10 protein-coding genes are annotated in these 16,666 nt (G+C 66.3%); 4 read left to right on the forward strand and 6 right to left on the reverse strand.

The genetic code is table 11. From position 1 onward, the window contains the following. Positions 1-4 precede the first annotated feature (4 nt). Entirely contained in the window at positions 5-670 is a 666-nt protein-coding gene (locus tag NWE53_RS01865) for a TetR/AcrR family transcriptional regulator (RefSeq protein WP_265052694.1), read from the forward strand. 177 nt (positions 671-847) lie between these two features. Further along, on the forward strand, positions 848-1,873 hold the full coding sequence (locus NWE53_RS01870; RefSeq protein WP_265052695.1) for an ABC transporter substrate-binding protein: 1,026 nt from the start codon (positions 848-850) through the stop codon (positions 1,871-1,873). A gap of 114 nt (positions 1,874-1,987) precedes the next feature. Here NWE53_RS01870 and malQ read toward each other — a convergent pair whose 3' ends face one another. Together malQ and glgB are read right to left on the reverse strand one after the other, a co-directional pair. After that, on the reverse strand, positions 1,988-4,036 hold the full coding sequence (malQ, locus tag NWE53_RS01875) for a 4-alpha-glucanotransferase (protein ID WP_265052696.1): 2,049 nt from the start codon (positions 4,034-4,036) through the stop codon (positions 1,988-1,990). A 15-nt stretch (positions 4,037-4,051) separates the two neighbouring features. Continuing rightward, positions 4,052-6,268: a 1,4-alpha-glucan branching protein GlgB gene (gene glgB / locus NWE53_RS01880; protein ID WP_265052697.1), complete on the reverse strand. Its 2,217-nt coding sequence runs from the start codon at positions 6,266-6,268 to the stop codon at positions 4,052-4,054. A gap of 188 nt (positions 6,269-6,456) precedes the next feature. Between glgB and NWE53_RS01885 the strand changes: the two genes are divergently transcribed. Next, positions 6,457-6,717, forward strand: coding sequence for a DUF2934 domain-containing protein (locus NWE53_RS01885; protein ID WP_265052698.1), 261 nt, complete (start codon positions 6,457-6,459; stop codon positions 6,715-6,717). Between the two features lie 95 nt (positions 6,718-6,812). Here NWE53_RS01885 and glgA read toward each other — a convergent pair whose 3' ends face one another. Then, on the reverse strand, positions 6,813-8,345 hold the full coding sequence (glgA, locus tag NWE53_RS01890) for a glycogen synthase GlgA (RefSeq protein WP_265052699.1): 1,533 nt from the start codon (positions 8,343-8,345) through the stop codon (positions 6,813-6,815). Positions 8,346-8,565: 220 nt separating this feature from the next. Here glgA and glgX (NWE53_RS01895) point away from each other — a divergent pair, with 220 nt between their 5' ends. Further along, positions 8,566-10,653 (forward strand): glycogen debranching protein GlgX, encoded by a 2,088-nt coding sequence (gene glgX, locus NWE53_RS01895; protein WP_265052700.1) that lies wholly within the window; start codon positions 8,566-8,568, stop codon positions 10,651-10,653. A gap of 223 nt (positions 10,654-10,876) precedes the next feature. Here the strand turns inward: glgX (NWE53_RS01895) and glgX (NWE53_RS01900) are convergent, their stop codons facing one another. The 3 genes from glgX (NWE53_RS01900) to NWE53_RS01910 all read right to left on the reverse strand — a co-directional run bounded on the left by glgX (NWE53_RS01900) (position 10,877) and on the right by NWE53_RS01910 (position 16,540). Next, positions 10,877-12,832 carry a glycogen debranching protein GlgX gene (gene glgX / locus NWE53_RS01900; protein WP_265052701.1) on the reverse strand — a complete coding sequence of 652 codons (1,956 nt, stop codon included), beginning with the start codon at positions 12,830-12,832 and terminating at the stop codon, positions 10,877-10,879. 60 nt (positions 12,833-12,892) lie between these two features. Continuing rightward, a complete protein-coding gene (locus tag NWE53_RS01905) occupies positions 12,893-15,364 on the reverse strand; it encodes a glycogen/starch/alpha-glucan phosphorylase (RefSeq protein ID WP_442864933.1) in 2,472 nt (823 codons plus the stop codon). Positions 15,365-15,790: 426 nt separating this feature from the next. Beyond that, a complete protein-coding gene (locus tag NWE53_RS01910) occupies positions 15,791-16,540 on the reverse strand; it encodes an SDR family NAD(P)-dependent oxidoreductase (protein ID WP_265052703.1) in 750 nt (249 codons plus the stop codon). Between the last annotated feature and the right edge of the window lie 126 nt (positions 16,541-16,666).

The raw sequence follows: 16,666 nt of genomic DNA on the forward strand, positions 1-16,666 counted from the left end.
TTCGATGTCAGGGGCGTCGACGCGCGAGCGCATTCTCGACGCTGCGGAGCGGACATTCGCGGAACGTGGCGGCGCCGATGGCGCTTCGATGCGGGATCTCGCGGCCGCGGCTGACGTCCGGCTTTCGCAGCTGAGCTATTACTTCGGCTCGAAGGAGGCGCTGTATCGGGCCGTCTTCGCCCGCCGGGCGGATGCGCTGGCCCTGGCACGCGGCACGGCGCTCGGCGTGGCGATGGCCGTGTCCGCGCCCGATATCCGTGCGGTGGTCGAAGCCTTCATCGGCCCTTCCGTGCGCCAGCGTTTCGCGGAAGGCGTTCAAGGGGCGGCGTTCGCGCAGCTGACGGCCCGCGAGGCGGTCGATCCGCGCGAGGCCGCGCGCGGCGTATTGGCCGAGCATTTCGACCCCACGGCCAGCGATTTCCTGGCGGCATTTGCGCGGCTCTACCCGGGTTCATCCCCCGCTTGCCGCGTCGATGCCTATCTTTTCATGGTTGGAGCGCTGGTCATGACGATGGCGTCCGGCGACCGCGCCGCACGGCTCGATCAGGAGCGCCGTGATGCCCCCCCAGGCGAGAACACCGAGCTATTGCTCGAACATCTCATCACATTCTGCGCTGCCGGAATTGTCGGGTTGCTGGCGAGAAGGAACGGCGGATCGGCCGGGGCCTGATTGCCTTCGGCGACCCGGCGAAACCGATTATGATCCGCAGAGATGGATTACCCATCGCACGACTGCAGAACGCAGGCTTCAATCTCTCTCCAAGCAGAAATTCGAAGGTATTTTCTATCCGAGCAGTGCCATAACGCCGCTCGGCCGCGTCTGTCATGCCGCCGAACGGAGCTTGATATGATCGACCGCAGAACTCTGCTGGCTCTGGCGGCCGGTACCGTGGCCGGGATCGGTCAGGGCTTCGCTCAAAGCACGACGCTGCGCATCGGCTATGTGCCGGTCATCGGAGCGAGCGCCCTGTTCGTCGTCGCAGGAGACGGATCGGCACGAGATGCCGGCCTCGACCTCAAGCTCAGCAAGTTCGACTCCGGCCCGAACGCCATCCAGGCCTTCGCCTCCGGGACGATCGACATCCTGGTCATCGGCGTCGCTCCGGTGGCCGTCGCCCGCGCCCGCGGACTCGACACCGCGATCATCACTGCCGCTGCCGTCGGCGGTGCCGCCTTCATGGCGGGTCCCACCCTGGCCAAGGCCTTCGCCGAAAATGGCAACGACCCGGCCAAGGCCTTTGCCGCCTTCAACGCTGCGACGGGCCGCAAGGCCAAGTTGGGCACACTGCCGCCCGGCGGCGTGCCGACGGTCGCCCTTCACCATTGGCTCTGGAAAGTCGGCAAGGTCGAGCGATCCGACGTCGAGATCGCCAATATGGGCATCGAGGGGGTGCAACAGGCCATGCTGACGGGCGCCATCGATGGCGGCACGCTGCTCGAGCCTTCGGTCACGGTTGTTTCCGAGCGGGACCCGCGCATCAAGCGCATCGTCAATTCGCCGGACATGTTCCCGAACATTCCAGGTGTCGTCGTCGCGGCATCGGGCGACCTCCTCAAGAACCGGCCCGATCTGGCCGAGCGTTTCGTCGGCCTCTTCCATCGAGCGACCGAGCAGATTCGCAGCGAGCCGGCCAAGGCGGCGCCGCTCGTGCTCGCCGTTCTCGGCGGCGGCCTGGTCGAGGAGGGCACGATCGCGCGAGCCCTGACCTCGCCGGCAGTGAGCTTCGTCAACGACCCCGGCAGGATTCGCGGGGCAACCGAGGAGCTGCTCGCCTATCAGGTGGAACTCGGCGACTTCCCCCAGGCCCCGGCGCTCGACGGCCTGTTCGATCAGGCTCTCTACGAACGCGGCGTGCGGACCGCAGCGCGCTGAGCGGCGCGCCTCAAAACGGGCTGGATAGGGTCGCGCTGCGCAACGCTATCGATCAGCTACCAGCGTCACAGGCGCAACGCTGAGCGCCCGGATAGCTGGCCTCCGTTTTCCGCCTCAAGCGGATTGGGCAGGGCCGAGCAGGGCGAGCCTGCGGCGCACGCCTTCGTCGTCGAGCAGATTCCCGGCATCGCCATCCAGCCGGTGGCGCCAATTGGGCTTCTCGATCGTCGTGCCGGGGACGTTGGGCTGCACGCGCAGGCCGAGCGCATCCTCTATCGGCACGATCTTCAGCGTGCAGGGTGTCGCGGCGATATAACGGATCGCCGCGTCCACCACCGGAGCGGTGTCATCGGGAGCAGGGCGCTCGCCCTCGGCCAGTCCGGCATCCTGAAAGGCACCCCAAAGCACGCCGCGCTCCCATGCACGGGCATTTTCCGGTTCGGCGCCATCGGCCGGATCGATATCCGAGCCTGCCCACCAACCTGCAGTCGGCACGAGATCATGCGTGCTCGTCAAAGCGACCGCCTGCGGATCCCAGTCCCAGGGCCGGACATAGCCATGCTCGGTGCGCTCGAAGCGCAATACGCGCAGGCCGGCGACGCCCTGCTCGCGCAGATAGTCGCGGAAGCCGTAGGGCAGGGTGCCCAGATCCTCCCCGATGACGATGGCACGGTGCCGCCAGGATTCGAGCGCGATCAGCCGGAACAGCGTTTCCGAGGGAAAGCTGACATAGGCGCCGTCGAGTGCGCCCGCACCCTCGGGGATGAGCCAGAGGCGGCTCATGCCCATGACGTGGTCGATGCGGATGCCGCCGACATGGCGCAGGCTCGCGCGCAGGGTTTCGATGAAAGGCGCGTAGCCGCTTGCCGCGAGGCCGCGCGGGGAGAAGGTGGTCAAGGCCCAGTTCTGGCCGTCGGCGGCGTAGTAGTCGGGCGGCGCGCCGATGCTGAGCCCGTGCAGGATCTCGTCCTGACGGCTCCAGGCATGGCTGCCGGACCCGTCCATGCCGATGGCCAGATCGGCGATGAGGCCGACCGTCATGCCGGCATCCCGGCACGCGCGCTGGGCTCCCGCGTAGGAGCAGCTCGTGAGCCATTGCAGGAAGATTTGGTAGTTCACATCGCTCGCATGGGCCCCGGCGAACGCACCGACCTCGGCACCGTCGGGGTCGCGATAGCCCGGGAGCCAATCGCGCCAGCTCCGCAATGTCGGGTCGCGCGCCAGCTCAGCTGCGTGCAGCACCTCGAAGATCGCGTGAGAGCGCAGCAAGGGGGAGGCCTCGTCGGCAAAGCGCTGAAAGGCCACGCCGGCCTCGCTGCCGCTGTCAGCGCCGAGCAACCCATCGAACAGCCCCCGCAGGAAGCGCTGTTTCAGTGGGGTCGCGGCAAGCCAGTCGATCTGGCCGAGGCCGGAGAGCCGCTCCATCTCCTCCGCGAGTCCTTGGCGCGCGATGACATCGCGGATCAGGCCGTCCGGCAGCGCCGCGACGGGATCGGCATGAAGAGGGTTGTAGAAGAGCCGTGTCGAAGGGGAGTAAGGGCTGAACTGGGCGGGCAGGGCGCCGTAGAGCGCGTGGACGGGGCTGATCGCCAAGGTGTCGGCGCCCTGGGCGGCGGCGGCGCGCCCGAGCGCGGCAACCCCGGCGAAATTGCCGATGCCGCCGTCATTGTCGCTGCGCAGGGAATAGATCTGGGCGGCCAGCCCCCAGCCGGCGCGCCCGCCCGACAGATCCGGGAAGGTGATGCAGCGCGCCGGGGCGACCGCAACTGTGATGGTCCCGCTGTCGAGCTGGATGCTGTGGTAGCCCGGCTCGTCGAAGGCGGGCAGGGACAGGCGATCTCCCGATCTGTCGGCCGTGACGGTGCGGCGCGTTCCGTCCTCCCGAACCGTCTCGACAGTCATGCCGGCTTCGCCTGCCACCGGCAGGTCGACCGGTCGGCCGACACGGGCGGTCACGAAATTCGCCGAACCCGAGAGCGGGTTGGCTTCGATGGCAGCGAGCGAGTTGCGCAGGGCCTCGTCGCCAGCCGTGGGCAGACCAAGCGCCAGCAGGATGGCGCGCAGGCTGTCCGGCGAGACCTGGCGCAGCGTGCCGGTCTGGTCGGTCCATTCGGGCGCGATGCCGGCGCGCATGGCGAGCTGGCGCAGGATGTCGTCGGTCATCGCTCGCTCCGAAGCTCAGATCTTGCGCGCCGGGCCGGCATGTTCCAGCACGACCAGAGACAGCGGCGGCAGGGTCAATGACAATGATTGCGTCTGCCCATGCGCGGCCACGGGCTCAGCCACAACCTGCCCGCCATTGCCCAGGTCCGAGCCGCCATAGGCGGCCGCGTCGCTGTTGAGCCGTTCCGCCCAAAGGCCTGAAGCGGGGACGCCGACGCGATAATCGTGGCGCGGGACCGGCGTCATGTTCGAGACGACGAGCAGGGGCGGCCGATCGTCCCCGGCAGATCGCGCGAAGGCGAAGATGGCGTTGACGTTGTCGTCCGCGATGACCCAGTCGAAGCCATCGGGGCTGTGGTCCAGGCGATAGAGCGCCGGGGTCGCGCGATAGAGCGCATTGAGATCGCGCATCAGCTGCATCGCACCGCGACGCCGGACGTCGTCATCGGCGGGCCAGGGGAAGGGAGCATCGACGTTCCACTCGTCTTCCTGGCCGAACTCGCAACCCATGAAGAGCAGCTTCTTGCCCGGATGCGTCCACATCAGCGCAAGGCAGAGGCGCAAATTCGCGAAGCGCTGCCAATCGTCGCCGGGCATGCGGCCGAGCAGCGATCCTTTGCCGTGCACGACCTCGTCATGGGAGATCGGCAGCACGAAGTTCTCGGAGAAGGCGTAGATCAGCCCGAAGGTGACGTCGTCGCCGTGAAAGCCGCGATGGATCGGATCGCGCGCGAAATAGCGCAGGGTATCGTGCATCCAGCCCATGTTCCATTTGAAGTGGAACCCGAGCCCGCCATGGTGGACGGGAGAGGTCACGCCGGGCCATGCCGTCGATTCCTCGGCGATGGTGATGGCCCCGCGGCTGCGAGCGCCGACCAGCGTGTTGAGTTCCTGGAAGAACGAGATCGCCTCGAAATTCTCGCGTCCGCCGAGATGGTTGGGCACCCATTCGCCGGGCGGGCGGCTGTAGTCGCGATAGAGCATGGACGCGACGGCATCGACGCGCAGGCCATCGAGATGGAAGGTCTCCAGCCACCACAGCGCCGAGGCGATCAGGAAGCCACGCACCTCGCGCCGGCCGACATTGTAGATCAGCGTGTTCCAGTCGCGGTGGAAGCCCTGTCGCGGGTCCTCGTGCTCATAGAGCGCGGTGCCGTCGAAACGGGCAATGCCGTGATCGTCCGATGGAAAATGCGCCGGCACCCAATCGAGGATCACCCCGATGCCGGCGGCGTGGCAGCGATCGACGAAGCGGGCGAAATCCTCCGGAGAGCCGAGCCGGGCGGTCGGCGCGAACAGCCCGAGCGGCTGATAGCCCCATGAGCCCCCGAACGGGTGCTCCGTGATCGGCAGCAATTCGACATGGGTGAAGCCCATATACTGCAGATAGGGGATCAGCCTGTCCGTCGCCTCCTCCCAACTGCCGAGCTGGCCCCATTCTGTCCGCAGCCATGAGCCGACATGGACTTCATAGGCCGCAAGTGGCTCGTTCATCGGAGTGGCGTTTTCGCGATGCTTCAGCCATTCGGCGTCCGTCCAGGTGAATGCGGGTGCCGCTGCGACGATCGAGCCGGTGCGCGGCGGAAGCTCGTGCCGCCGGCCGAGCGGATCGGCCTTCCAGGGCAGCTGTTCGCCATGGGAGCCGGTGATCGCATATTTGTAGACAGCGCCGGGGCCGATGCCGGGGATGAACAGTTCCCAGATGCCGGGGCCGAGGCGGCGGCGCATCGCATGACGGCGGGCATCCCAGCCGTTGAAGTCGCCGACGACCGAGACATGAGAGGCGTTCGGCGCCCAGACGGCGAAGAGGACGCCGTCGACGCCGTCGAAGCTGCGCGGATTGGCGCCGAGCCGGGTCGACAGATCGAAATGCCGTCCCTCGGCGAAGAGGTAGATGTCCTCCTCCGAGAGCAGCAGGCCGAAGGCGTAGGGGTCGGCCGCCTCGACGATGCCGTCCGGCCAGGAAATCCGGAGCCGATAGGGCTCGTCAGCCGGCGCGATGGCCTGGAATATGCTGTTGCCCAGGCCGATCATGGCGACGGATTTGCGATCGTCGCCCTCTCCGGTGACGAGCTCGACATAGTTGGTGCCGGGCAGGAAGGCCCGCACGAAATGGCCGCCCTCGAAGGCGTGGCGGCCGAGCACGGCGAAGGGGTCGGGATGCCGCGCCTGCTCGAGGAGATCGACCTCATGCAAGGACAAGCTGGGCAGGGGAGGCAAAGTCTGGCGCATCAGTCGCCCTTGTCGCGGCGCGAGAGGGACTCCACCGCAGCCGGGGAATCATTCATGATGCAACGCAGCAGAGATGCTTTGCGTTCCGGCTTCAAGATGCCGCATATTTCGTCAGATCCTGCCCGGAACCGGGCGCTTTGGCTGCGGTTGTTCAACCGGATTTTAGCCCTGAGGCAAGGAGATTGTCGATGAGCCGGGAGCAGATCGTCCGCGATACCGCCTATGCGATCTGGGAGGCGGAGGGCAAGCCGGAGGGGCGCGATACCGAGCATTGGCGTCAGGCCGAGCAGCGCGTCACCGCGAGCGTCGACAAAGCCCCCAAAGCGAAAGCGCCTGTGAAGGGCAAGGTCACGCCTGACGCCGATGGCAAGCCGAAGGCGCAGGCGCCCCTCAAGGCCGCTGCGACGAAAGCCGCGCCCGGCAAAGCCGCATCGACGAAGAAAGTCTGAGGTCGCCGGCTCGACCGGTCGCACTCTCCGGGCTGCCAACAGCCGCTCTCTATGGGAGCGGCTTTTTTGCGTCCAGAAGCCGCGTGCCACGCTGTTCAAGCGGCCAGGGCTCGAGCGTACACATCGGCATAGCGGAAAGTGGGGCGGCGCCAGTCGAAGCGCTTGGCCATCGCGTGCTCGCGCATCTGCCGGAAGTCGCGCTTCGAGCGATAGGCTTCGAGGGCGCGCGTGACGGCGCCGGTAAGCCCCGCCCCGGTCAGCGACGAGAACAGGAAGCCCGAAAGCCCATCCTCGATCGTGTCGACGAGCCCGCCGGTACGATAGGCGATCGGCAGGGCGCCGGAGCGTTGGGCGTACATCTGGCTCAGGCCACAGGGTTCGAAGCGGGAGGGCATCAGCAGGAAGTCGCTCGCCGCGAAGAGGCGCCGCGCCTCGCCATCGTCGAAGCCGATGCGAGCGGCGACCGAGCGGGGATACTGTCGCGCCAGCTTCTCGACCGCCTCCTCGATGCGCGGCTCGCCACGGCCGGTGACGACGAGCTGGCCGCCTTGCCTGACGATGGTCTCCGCCGCTTCCAGCGACAGGTCGATGCCCTTCTGATGGACGAGGCGCGAGACGATGGAGAACAGCGGGCCGCGCGAGTCGGGCAGTTCAAAGACCTTGCGGATTTCAGCGGCATTGCGCCGCTTCCACTGCCGGATGATCTGCTCGCTGGTCTTGCCGCCTTCGATCAGCGCGTTCCAGCTATCGTCGATGCCGTTGACGATGCCGGTGAGGCGGCCCTCGTCCATGCGCGTCTTCAGGAGCCCTTCGAGGCCGCAGCCATGCTCCGGCGTGGTGATTTCCTGGGCGTAGGTTTCGCTGACGGTGGTGACGTGGGAGCCGTAGAAGATGCCGCTCTTCAGGAACGAGATCTTGCCGTGGAATTCGGCGCCGTTGACGTGGAAAGCGAGGTCGGGGATGCCGAGCGCGGCCATGCGCTGCGGCTGGTAGAGGCCCTGATAGGCGAGGTTGTGGATCGTCAGGATCGACGGGGTAGCCAAGCCCTTCCATCGCAGATACCCGGCCGCGAGCGCGGACGGCCAGTCGTTGACGTGGATGATGTCCGGCTTCCAGTTCGGGTCGGCTTCACCGGCGGCGATTTCCGCGGCTGCGAGCGATAGCCGGCCGAAACGGACGTCGTTGTCGCCGAAATCCCCGCCTCCGAAAGGCCCGTAGGGCGATCCTTCCCGATCATAGAGTTCATCGCAGAGCACGGCGTAGATCGTGAGGCCGTCTGCGGTGGCGAAGCGCCCGAGCGACCAGGGCGGCAGGCTCGCCGTGCGCGGCATCGTCCGCACGATGTCCATGGCCGGCCTGGCAGCCCGCACCTGGCGGAACCCGGGGATCAGAACGCGGACGTCGCAGAATCCGCGCAACTGACGCGGCAGTGCCGTGGAGACCTCTCCGAGCCCGCCGGCCTTGATGAAATCCCCCATCTCGGAGGTGACGAAGAGGAGTTTGGTCGCAGCCGCTATAGGCGAAGGCGCTTCGGCGGGTTCATGCCTGACGGCCTGGGCATAGGTGAGGGCGTGGCCTGACGTGGACGAGACGGTCTCGGTCTCAGCCTGCTTCAGCACATCGGCCATCGTCACGTCCTCGGCACGTCGCCCATCGAGAAACCCAGCGGAGTCATCATAGTTCCATGTTGCGTTGCAAAATCATTATGCAAGATCGGGACCGTTCCGCCGGAACCGGGCGGCATGCGCGACGTTGCAGCCTTCACGACCAGCATGACGGGCGGAGATGACAGGGTCGTGGCGCGATGCCGTTGCCCGTTCCCGCCTCAAAGGATGAGGCGAGAGCGGCATGGCGCGGACTTCCATCGATCCGAGCGAGATCAAGCCTGGGCATATCAGCGAACTCGGGGCGACCTGCGACGGGGAGGGCACCAACTTCGCGCTGTTCTCGGCCCATGCCGAACGGGTCGAGCTCTGCCTTTTCGACGAGAGCGGCAAGACCGAGACGGCACGCATCACCTTGCCGGAATATACCGACGAGGTCTTTCACGGTTACTTGCCCGGCATCGGCCCGGGGCAGCGCTATGGCTATCGCGTCCATGGCCGCTTCGCGCCCGAAGAGGGGCATCGGTTCAATCCCAACAAGCTGCTGCTCGATCCCTATGCCAGGGAGTTCTCAGGCGCCCTCGACTGGAACGACGCGCATTACTGCTACGAGATCGGAGCTGGAAAGGATCGGGACCTCAGCTTCAGCGAGTTGGACAGCGCCCCGTTCACGCCGAAATGCGTGGTCGTGGACTGGAAGGCCGATCCGAAGCGCCCCGCATCGCCGGCGGTCGAATGGGACCGGACGATCTTCTACGAGGCCCATGTACGCGGCTTCACCCAGCTTCACCCGGCGGTGCCGGAGGACAAGCGCGGCACCTTCGACGGCCTCGGCGAGAAGGCGGTGATCGACTATATCAAGGCACTCGGCGTCACCACGGTCGAGCTTCTGCCGGTGCATGCCTATCTCGACGACCATCACCTCGTCGCCAAGGGCCTGTCGAACTATTGGGGCTACAATAGCATCGGCTTCTTCGCGCCGATGGCGCGCTATCTCGGCCGGGCCGGCCTGTCCTCATTCCGCGACATGGTCCGCAAGTTCCACGATGCCGGGCTCGAGGTCGTGCTGGACGTGGTCTACAACCATACGGCGGAAGGCAACGAGCTCGGGCCGACGCTCTCCTTCAAGGGCATCGACAACTTCTCCTACTACCGGACGATGCCGAAGGAGCCGCGCTTCTACATCAACGACACCGGCACCGGGAACACGGTCAACACTTCCCATCCGCGCGTGCTGCAGATGGTGATGGATTCGCTGCGCTACTGGGTCGAGGTCATGGAAGTCGACGGTTTCCGCTTCGATCTCGGCACGATCCTCGGCCGCGAGCCGCATGGCTTCGACCCGCGCGGCGGCTTCTTCGACGCGATCGGGCAGGACCCGGTGCTGCGCAAGGTCAAGCTGGTCGGCGAGCCCTGGGATATCGGCCCCGGCGGCTATCAGGTCGGCAGCTTCCCACCCGGCTGGGCCGAATGGAACGACAAGTACCGCGATACCGTGCGGGCCTATTGGAAGGGCGAGGAAGGCATCATCCGCGACCTCGCCGCGCGGGTCACGGGCTCTGGTGACATCTACGATCAGCGCGGCCGCAGACCCTGGGCCGGAGTGAACTTCCTGACCGCGCATGACGGCTTCACGCTCAATGACCTCGTTTCCTACAACGACAAGCACAACGAGCCGAACGGCGAGGACAACAAGGACGGCCACGGCCACAATCTGTCCTTCAACTATGGCACCGAGGGGCCGACAGAAGACGAGGGCATCATTGCCGTGCGCGAGCGGCAAAAGCGCAATCTGCTGGCGACGCTGCTCCTCTCCCACGGCACGCCAATGCTGCTCTCCGGAGACGAGCATAGCCATTCCAACCGCGGCAACAACAACGTCTACGCCCAGGATAACGACACCGCCTGGATGCGCTGGGACGAGATCACCGCTCGCGACGAGGCGCTTGCCAGCTTCGTGAAGCGCGTGATCGCGCTGCGGACGGAGCATCCGATCTTCCGCCGGGCATCCTTCCGCGACGGCTGCGTGCTGCGCTGGGTCAATCCGGCCGGCGGCGACCAGCAGGAGGAGCACTGGGATGACCCGGGCGTGCTCGCGATCGGTCTGCTGATGCATAGGCCCGATGTCGAGGCCGGGGGCGACGAGGCGCTGATCCTGTTCAATGCCTTCGATGGCGAGGTCGTGTTCAAGATTCCGGCGCGGGTGAAGCCGGGCTCCTGGGCAGTGGTGCTGGATACAGAGACCGGCCCTAACTCGGACGAAGGCCGCAAAGGGGTGAAGGCCGATCAGGAGATCACGCTGTCGCCGCGCTCGCTGATCGTCCTGATGTGACGATGCTCGGCGTTCGCTAGAGCTCAGGAGTGTTGACGGAACCACGGCGTCATTCCGGGGCTTCGCGTCAGCGAAGAGTCCGGAATCCATGAACACGGGGTCAAACGAGAAGACGAGTCGGATCGGCGCGCTTTTGGATGGGCCGTCGTGTTCATGGGTTCCGGGCTCGGGCCTGCGGCCCGCCCCGGAATGACGGCGTGGTTCCGTGCAAAATCAATGTGCTCTAGGCCGTGCGGCGCCAGAGGCTGACGCTGCGGGGCGGCAATTCGCCGGCTGCACCCTCGTTCGATGCGAGCAGCCTGGTCCAAGCTCCCGTAGAGAACGACAACGGCATGGCTTCACGTCCACGGTTGATGGCGATCAGGAGGCTCTCCTCTGCGTCGTTGAGCTGGAGGCAGAAGGCATCCAGCTTCGACCATTCGCCGTCGGCCACGCGCTGGCCGTCCGGCTTCAGCCAGAGCCCGTCGGGCGGATCGCCATTGCCGGTGAGGAAGCTGTGCTGTCCGAGAACGGGATGGGCACGGCGCAGGCGCATCAGTTCCGCGACGAAGTCGATCAGGGCCCCGTCGACTGACGCCCAATCGAGCCAGGTGATGTCGTTGTCCTGGGCATAGGCATTGTTGTTGCCGCGTTGGGTCCGTCCGAATTCATCGCCGGCCGTCAGCATCGGGACGCCACGCGATAGGAAAAGCGTCGCCAGCAGGGCGCGGGCGTCGCGTCGCCGCGTCGCCTCGATTGCGGGATCGCCGCTTGGACCTTCGACGCCGTCGTTCCAGCTGTGGCTGTCATTGTCGCCGTCCCGATTGCCTTCGCCGTTCGCCTCGTTGTGCTTGGCGGCGTAGCTGACGAGATCGGCGAGGGTGAAGCCGTCATGGGCCGTGACGAAGTTGACGCTCGCCTGCGGGCCGCGATGGCGGGCGGCGAAGAGGTCGGAGGAGCCGGCAAGCCGCGTCGCCAACGCGCCGGCCATGCCGCTGTCGCCACGCCAGAAGCGGCGGACATCGTCGCGATAGCGGCCGTTCCATTCGGCGAAGGGGGCGGGGAATTCGCCCAGGCGATAGCCGCCAGGCCCGATGTCCCAGGGCTCGGCGATCAGGATCGACTGCGAGAGGTCCGGGTCCTGGAGGAGGGCGGAGAAGAAGGGCGCTTCCGGCGAGAAGCCCGTGGCGGTGCGGCCAAGCACTGTGCCGAGATCGAAGCGGAAGCCGGAGACGCCGAGGCGGCGCCAATGGCGCAGCGCGTCCAGGGCCAGGCGCACGACCGGCGCGCTATCGAGCGCGATGGTGTGGCCGCAGCCTGTGTCGTTGATCAGCCGGCCGGGATCGTCCTCGGCGTGGCGATAATACACCGCGGTATCGAGGCCGCGCAGCGAGATGGTGGCGCCGTGTTCGTCGCTCTCGGCCGTGTGGTTGAAGACGACGTCCAGGATCACGCCGATGCCGGCGCGGTCATAGGTCGCGCACAGCGCTGCCAGATCGGCCCCCCCGTTCGGAGCCAATCGCGGATCGAGCGCGAAGAAATTGACGGGGTTGTAGCCCCAGGCGTTGCGCAGTCCGAGGGGCGGCAGGTGCCGCTCATCCATCCAGGCAACAACGGGCATCAACTCGACATGGCTGACGCCGAGCTTCTTGAGATGCGCGATCAGTGCCGGCTCGGTCAGCGCCGCCAGCGTGCCGCGTAGCGCCTCCGGCACGGCGGGCTGGCGCATGCTGAAGGCCCTGACGGACAGCTCATAGATGAAACCCGGCGATCGCGGCGCGACGATCTGCGCAGCCTCGTGCGCCGTGACGATGCCCAGGGGAAGGAGCCCGGCCGAATCCACGCCGCGTTGCGCAAGGCGCGGGTCCCACCGAAACTGGCGGTCGACCGATCTCGCATAAGGGTCGACGAGCAGCTTCGATGCATCGAAGCGATGGCCTTGCTCGGGCTGCCAGGGGCCCTCGACCCGCAAGCCATAGCGCAATCCCGGCCGCGCGCCCGGCACGAAGCCATGATGGATGTCGCCGCTGCGGACTGGCAGGGGCTGCCGCGCGACCTCCGTTTCGCCGTCCTCGTCGAACAGGCATAGATGCACGCGCTCGCCATGCCGGGAGAAGACGGCGAAAGCCACGCCATCCCGCGTCGGCGTCGCTCCCAGCTCCGCCGGGCAGGCGCAGGGGACGACGGACCAGCGGGTCATCGGAGCACGAGACGTTGCGTACGTCGTGTAGGCTCGAACGGGCGATGTCCTGCCAAGATGTCAGCCCTTGGGAGCGTAGCCGGCCGGCACGTTCCAGATCCGGTCGGCATATTCGCGGATGGCGCGGTCGGCGCTGAACCAGGCGCAATGGGCCGTGTTGGTCACCGCCATGCGCCACCATTGCGCGGGATCGCCCCAGAGCGCATCGACCCGTCTCTGTGCCTGGCGGTAGCTCTCGAAGTCGTTCAGCACCATGAACCAGTCATTGGCGCGCAGGCCGTCGACGAGGCCGAGATAGCGGTCGCGATCGCGCGGCGAATAGGCGCCGCTGGCGACGGCATCCAGCACGCCTTCGAGGTGCGGTGCCTCCCGGATGACATCGCCCGTTGGGCGCGGGTTGCGCTTGGCGGCTTCGACCTGTTCCGCCGTCATGCCGAAGATGACGATGTTGTCTTCGCCGACGCGCTCGCCGATCTCGATATTGGCGCCGTCGAGCGTGCCGATGGTGACGGCGCCGTTCAGCGCGAACTTCATGTTGCCGGTGCCGGAGGCCTCCATGCCGGCGGTGGAGATCTGCTCCGAGAGGTCGGCGGCCGGAATGATCATCTCGGCCAGGCTGACGTTGTAGTTCGGCAGGAAGACGACCTTGAGTCGGTCGCGCGTGGTGATGTCGTTGTTCACCACGGCGGCGACGTCGTTGATCAGGTTGATGATCGACTTGGCGGTGGCGTAGTTCGACGCCGCCTTGCCGGCGAAGATCTTCACGCGCGGCGCCCAGTCTCGATAGGGCTCGGAGCGGATCGCATCGTAAAGCGCGATCGTCTCGAGGATGTTGAGCAGCTGGCGCTTGTATTCGTGGATGCGCTTGATCTGGACGTCGAATAGCGCATCGGGATCGACCGTGACCCCGCAATCCTGGCGGATGATCTTGGCCAGCTTCAGCTTGTTCTCGCGGCGAATCGCGATGAGGCGCTCATGGACGGCCTTGTCGCCCGCATGGGCGCCGAACCGGCGGATGAGGCCGATATCGTCGGTGACCGCTTCTCCGCACGTCTCTTCAAGCAGCTTAGTCAATCCGGGGTTGGCGCCGAACAGCCAGCGGCGCGGCGTGATCCCGTTGGTGACGTTGGTGATGCGATCCGGAAAGACATTGTTGAGCGGCGCGAAGACCGTCTCCTTCATCAGGCTGGAATGCAGTGCCGAGACGCCGTTGACCTTGTGCGAGCCGACGAAGGCGAGATGGGCCATGCGCACGCGGCGGCCGTGGTGCTCGTCGATCAGCGAAAGCGACGCGAGATCGGCCTCGGGCGCGTCGCGGCGCACGCTGTCGAGGAAGCGGGCGTTGATACCGAAGATGATCTGCATGTGGCGCGGCAGCAGCCGCTCCATCAGCGCCACCGGCCAGGTCTCCAGGGCCTCCGGCAGGAGCGTGTGGTTGGTGTAGGAAATCGTGGCGTTCGTGACTGCCCAGGCCTGCTCCCATTCCATCTTGTGCTGATCGATCAGCAGCCGCATCAGCTCCGCCACGGCGAGCGCAGGGTGCGTGTCGTTGAGCTGGATCGACGCCTTCTCGGCGAGATCGTCCAGCTTGCCGAACTGTCGATAATGCCGCCGGACGAGGTCCTGCAACGATGCGGAGGTGAAGAAGAACTCCTGCCGCAACCGCAATTCCTGGCCGACCGGCGTGGAATCGTTTGGATAGAGCACCTTCGAGATGGCCTCGGCGCGGTTCCGCTCCGCCACGGCGCCGATCAGGTCGCCCTGGTTGAAGGCGTCGAGCGAAAGCGGGTGCATCGCGCGGGCGCGCCACAGCCGCAGAGTGGTGGCGTCCCGGCCGCGCCAGCCGACGATCGGCGTGTCGTAGGCGACGGCGAAGACCGTTTCTTCCGGAGCCCAGAAGACCTCGCCGGGCTTGGCAGTGCCGGTGACCGAACCGCCGAAGCCGATCTTGTAGGCGCTCTCGCGCCGTTCGAACTCCCACGGGTTGCGGAAGGAGAGCCAGTCTTCGGGCACTTCGACTTGCTTGCCGCCGTCGATGCGCTGCTTGAACAGGCCGTGGTCGTACCGGATGCCGTAGCCGAGCGCGGCGACGCCGGTCGACGCCATCGCCTCCATGTAGCAGGCGGCGAGCCGGCCGAGGCCGCCATTGCCCAGGGCGGCATCGGGCTCGATGGTTTCGATGTCGTTGAGGTCGACGCCCAACTCGTGCATGGCCTGCGCCATCGCGCCGGTCAGCCCGAGATTGTTCAGCGTGTCGGCGAGCGATCGGCCGATCAGGAACTCCAGCGAGAGGTAGTAGACCCGCTTGCGCCCGGTGGCGTAGCTCTCCTTCGTCGAATTCTGCCAGACGTCGACGACATGGTCGCGTGCGGCGAGGATACCCGCCGTCAGCCAGTCATGCGGTTGAGCGACAGCCGGGTTCTTCCCGAGCGAATAGGTGAGCTTGCGCACCACCTCTGCCTTGATGCGCTCGACCTGTTCGTCGGGCTCATAGTGCACGGAGGACTGGGAGGAGGTCGCGCTCAAGGACAAAGCTCGTTGCTGCCAAAGGAGATGCCACGATCTCCTAATGCTGCGGCCACATCAAGGTCGCGTTGCCTCAAGGGTAGACTCAGGCCCTGACGCAGCCGGTCAAAAGCGCGCCAGTGATCATTTTTCGAGACTTTCCTTCACACAGGAAATCTGGCCGGAAGCCGCTTCGCTCCCGGCAGCGAATGGAACGGCGATGCGCGTTCGCCAAGCGAATGGGACACGCCATCGATGCAGCGTGACCGCCGCCGTCATGACATGCGAGGGCTACAGGAAGCCCGCCCGCCGGCGGGAAGCTTCCCGGCCTATGCGCCATGAAACTTCGCTTGTGGCCATCGATCAGCACCTGCCTGATCCGCAGCTTCTGCCGAGCAAATGCAACCGGCGTGTTCGCGACGGAGCCATTACCGCTGCGTCGACGAACCGAGATCAGGGTCCTACGAGTTGCCCGCCGTCGACGACGATGGTCTGGGCGGTGACCCAGCTGGCCTTGTCGGAAGCGAGGAAGAGCACGACCTCGGCAACTTCCTCGGGCTTGCCCATCCGGCCGAAGGGGATGCTGGCCAACGTCGCTTGATAGAGTTCGGGATTCGACGTCTTCCGATCCTCCCACGAGCCGCCCGGGAACTCGATCGAACCGGGCGCGACCCCGTTCACCCGGATGCCCTTCCGCGACAGCATCTTCGCCTGGCTCGCGGTATAATGCATCACTGCCGCTTTGATGGCGCCGTAGGGCGCCGCACGCGATGAGGCCCGCAGGGCCGAGATCGAAGAGATGTTCACGATCGACGAACCCGGCTTCATATGGGGGATCGCCGCATGGCTGCCCCGGACAATAGCCATCATGTCGACGTTGAGCGAGGCGGCCCAGCCTTCCTCGTCGTCCGAATGGCCGAAGCCGGAGGCGTTGTTGACGAGGACGTCCAGCCCGCCAAGAGCCTTCACCGCCTCGGGCACATAGGCCTCGATCGCGCTTGCGTCGGCGAGATCGACGCTGGCCCCGTGAGCCGTGACGCCGAGCGCTTCGATTTCCCGGCGTGTCGCCTCGAGCGGTCCGGCGCCCCGCGCACAGATCGAGACGGATGCGCCGCCGGCCGCGAATCTCAGCGCGATGGAGCGCCCGATGCCGCGGCTGCCGCCCATCACGATCACTCGCTTGCCGGTGAATTCCTTGACCATGCGGGCACTCCTTCTGATCGCCTGCCGGCACCGTTACAGGGGTGCCGAAGGACTCGGTTTGAAGGCCCTTCAACATGGCTCGCGGAGTCGTGTAAAGGCGGATGGGCAGTTTTCAGCTCTGGCTCA

The organism is Bosea sp. NBC_00550 (assembly GCF_026020075.1).
In the GTDB taxonomy this organism is placed as follows: Bacteria; Pseudomonadota; Alphaproteobacteria; order Rhizobiales; family Beijerinckiaceae; genus Allobosea.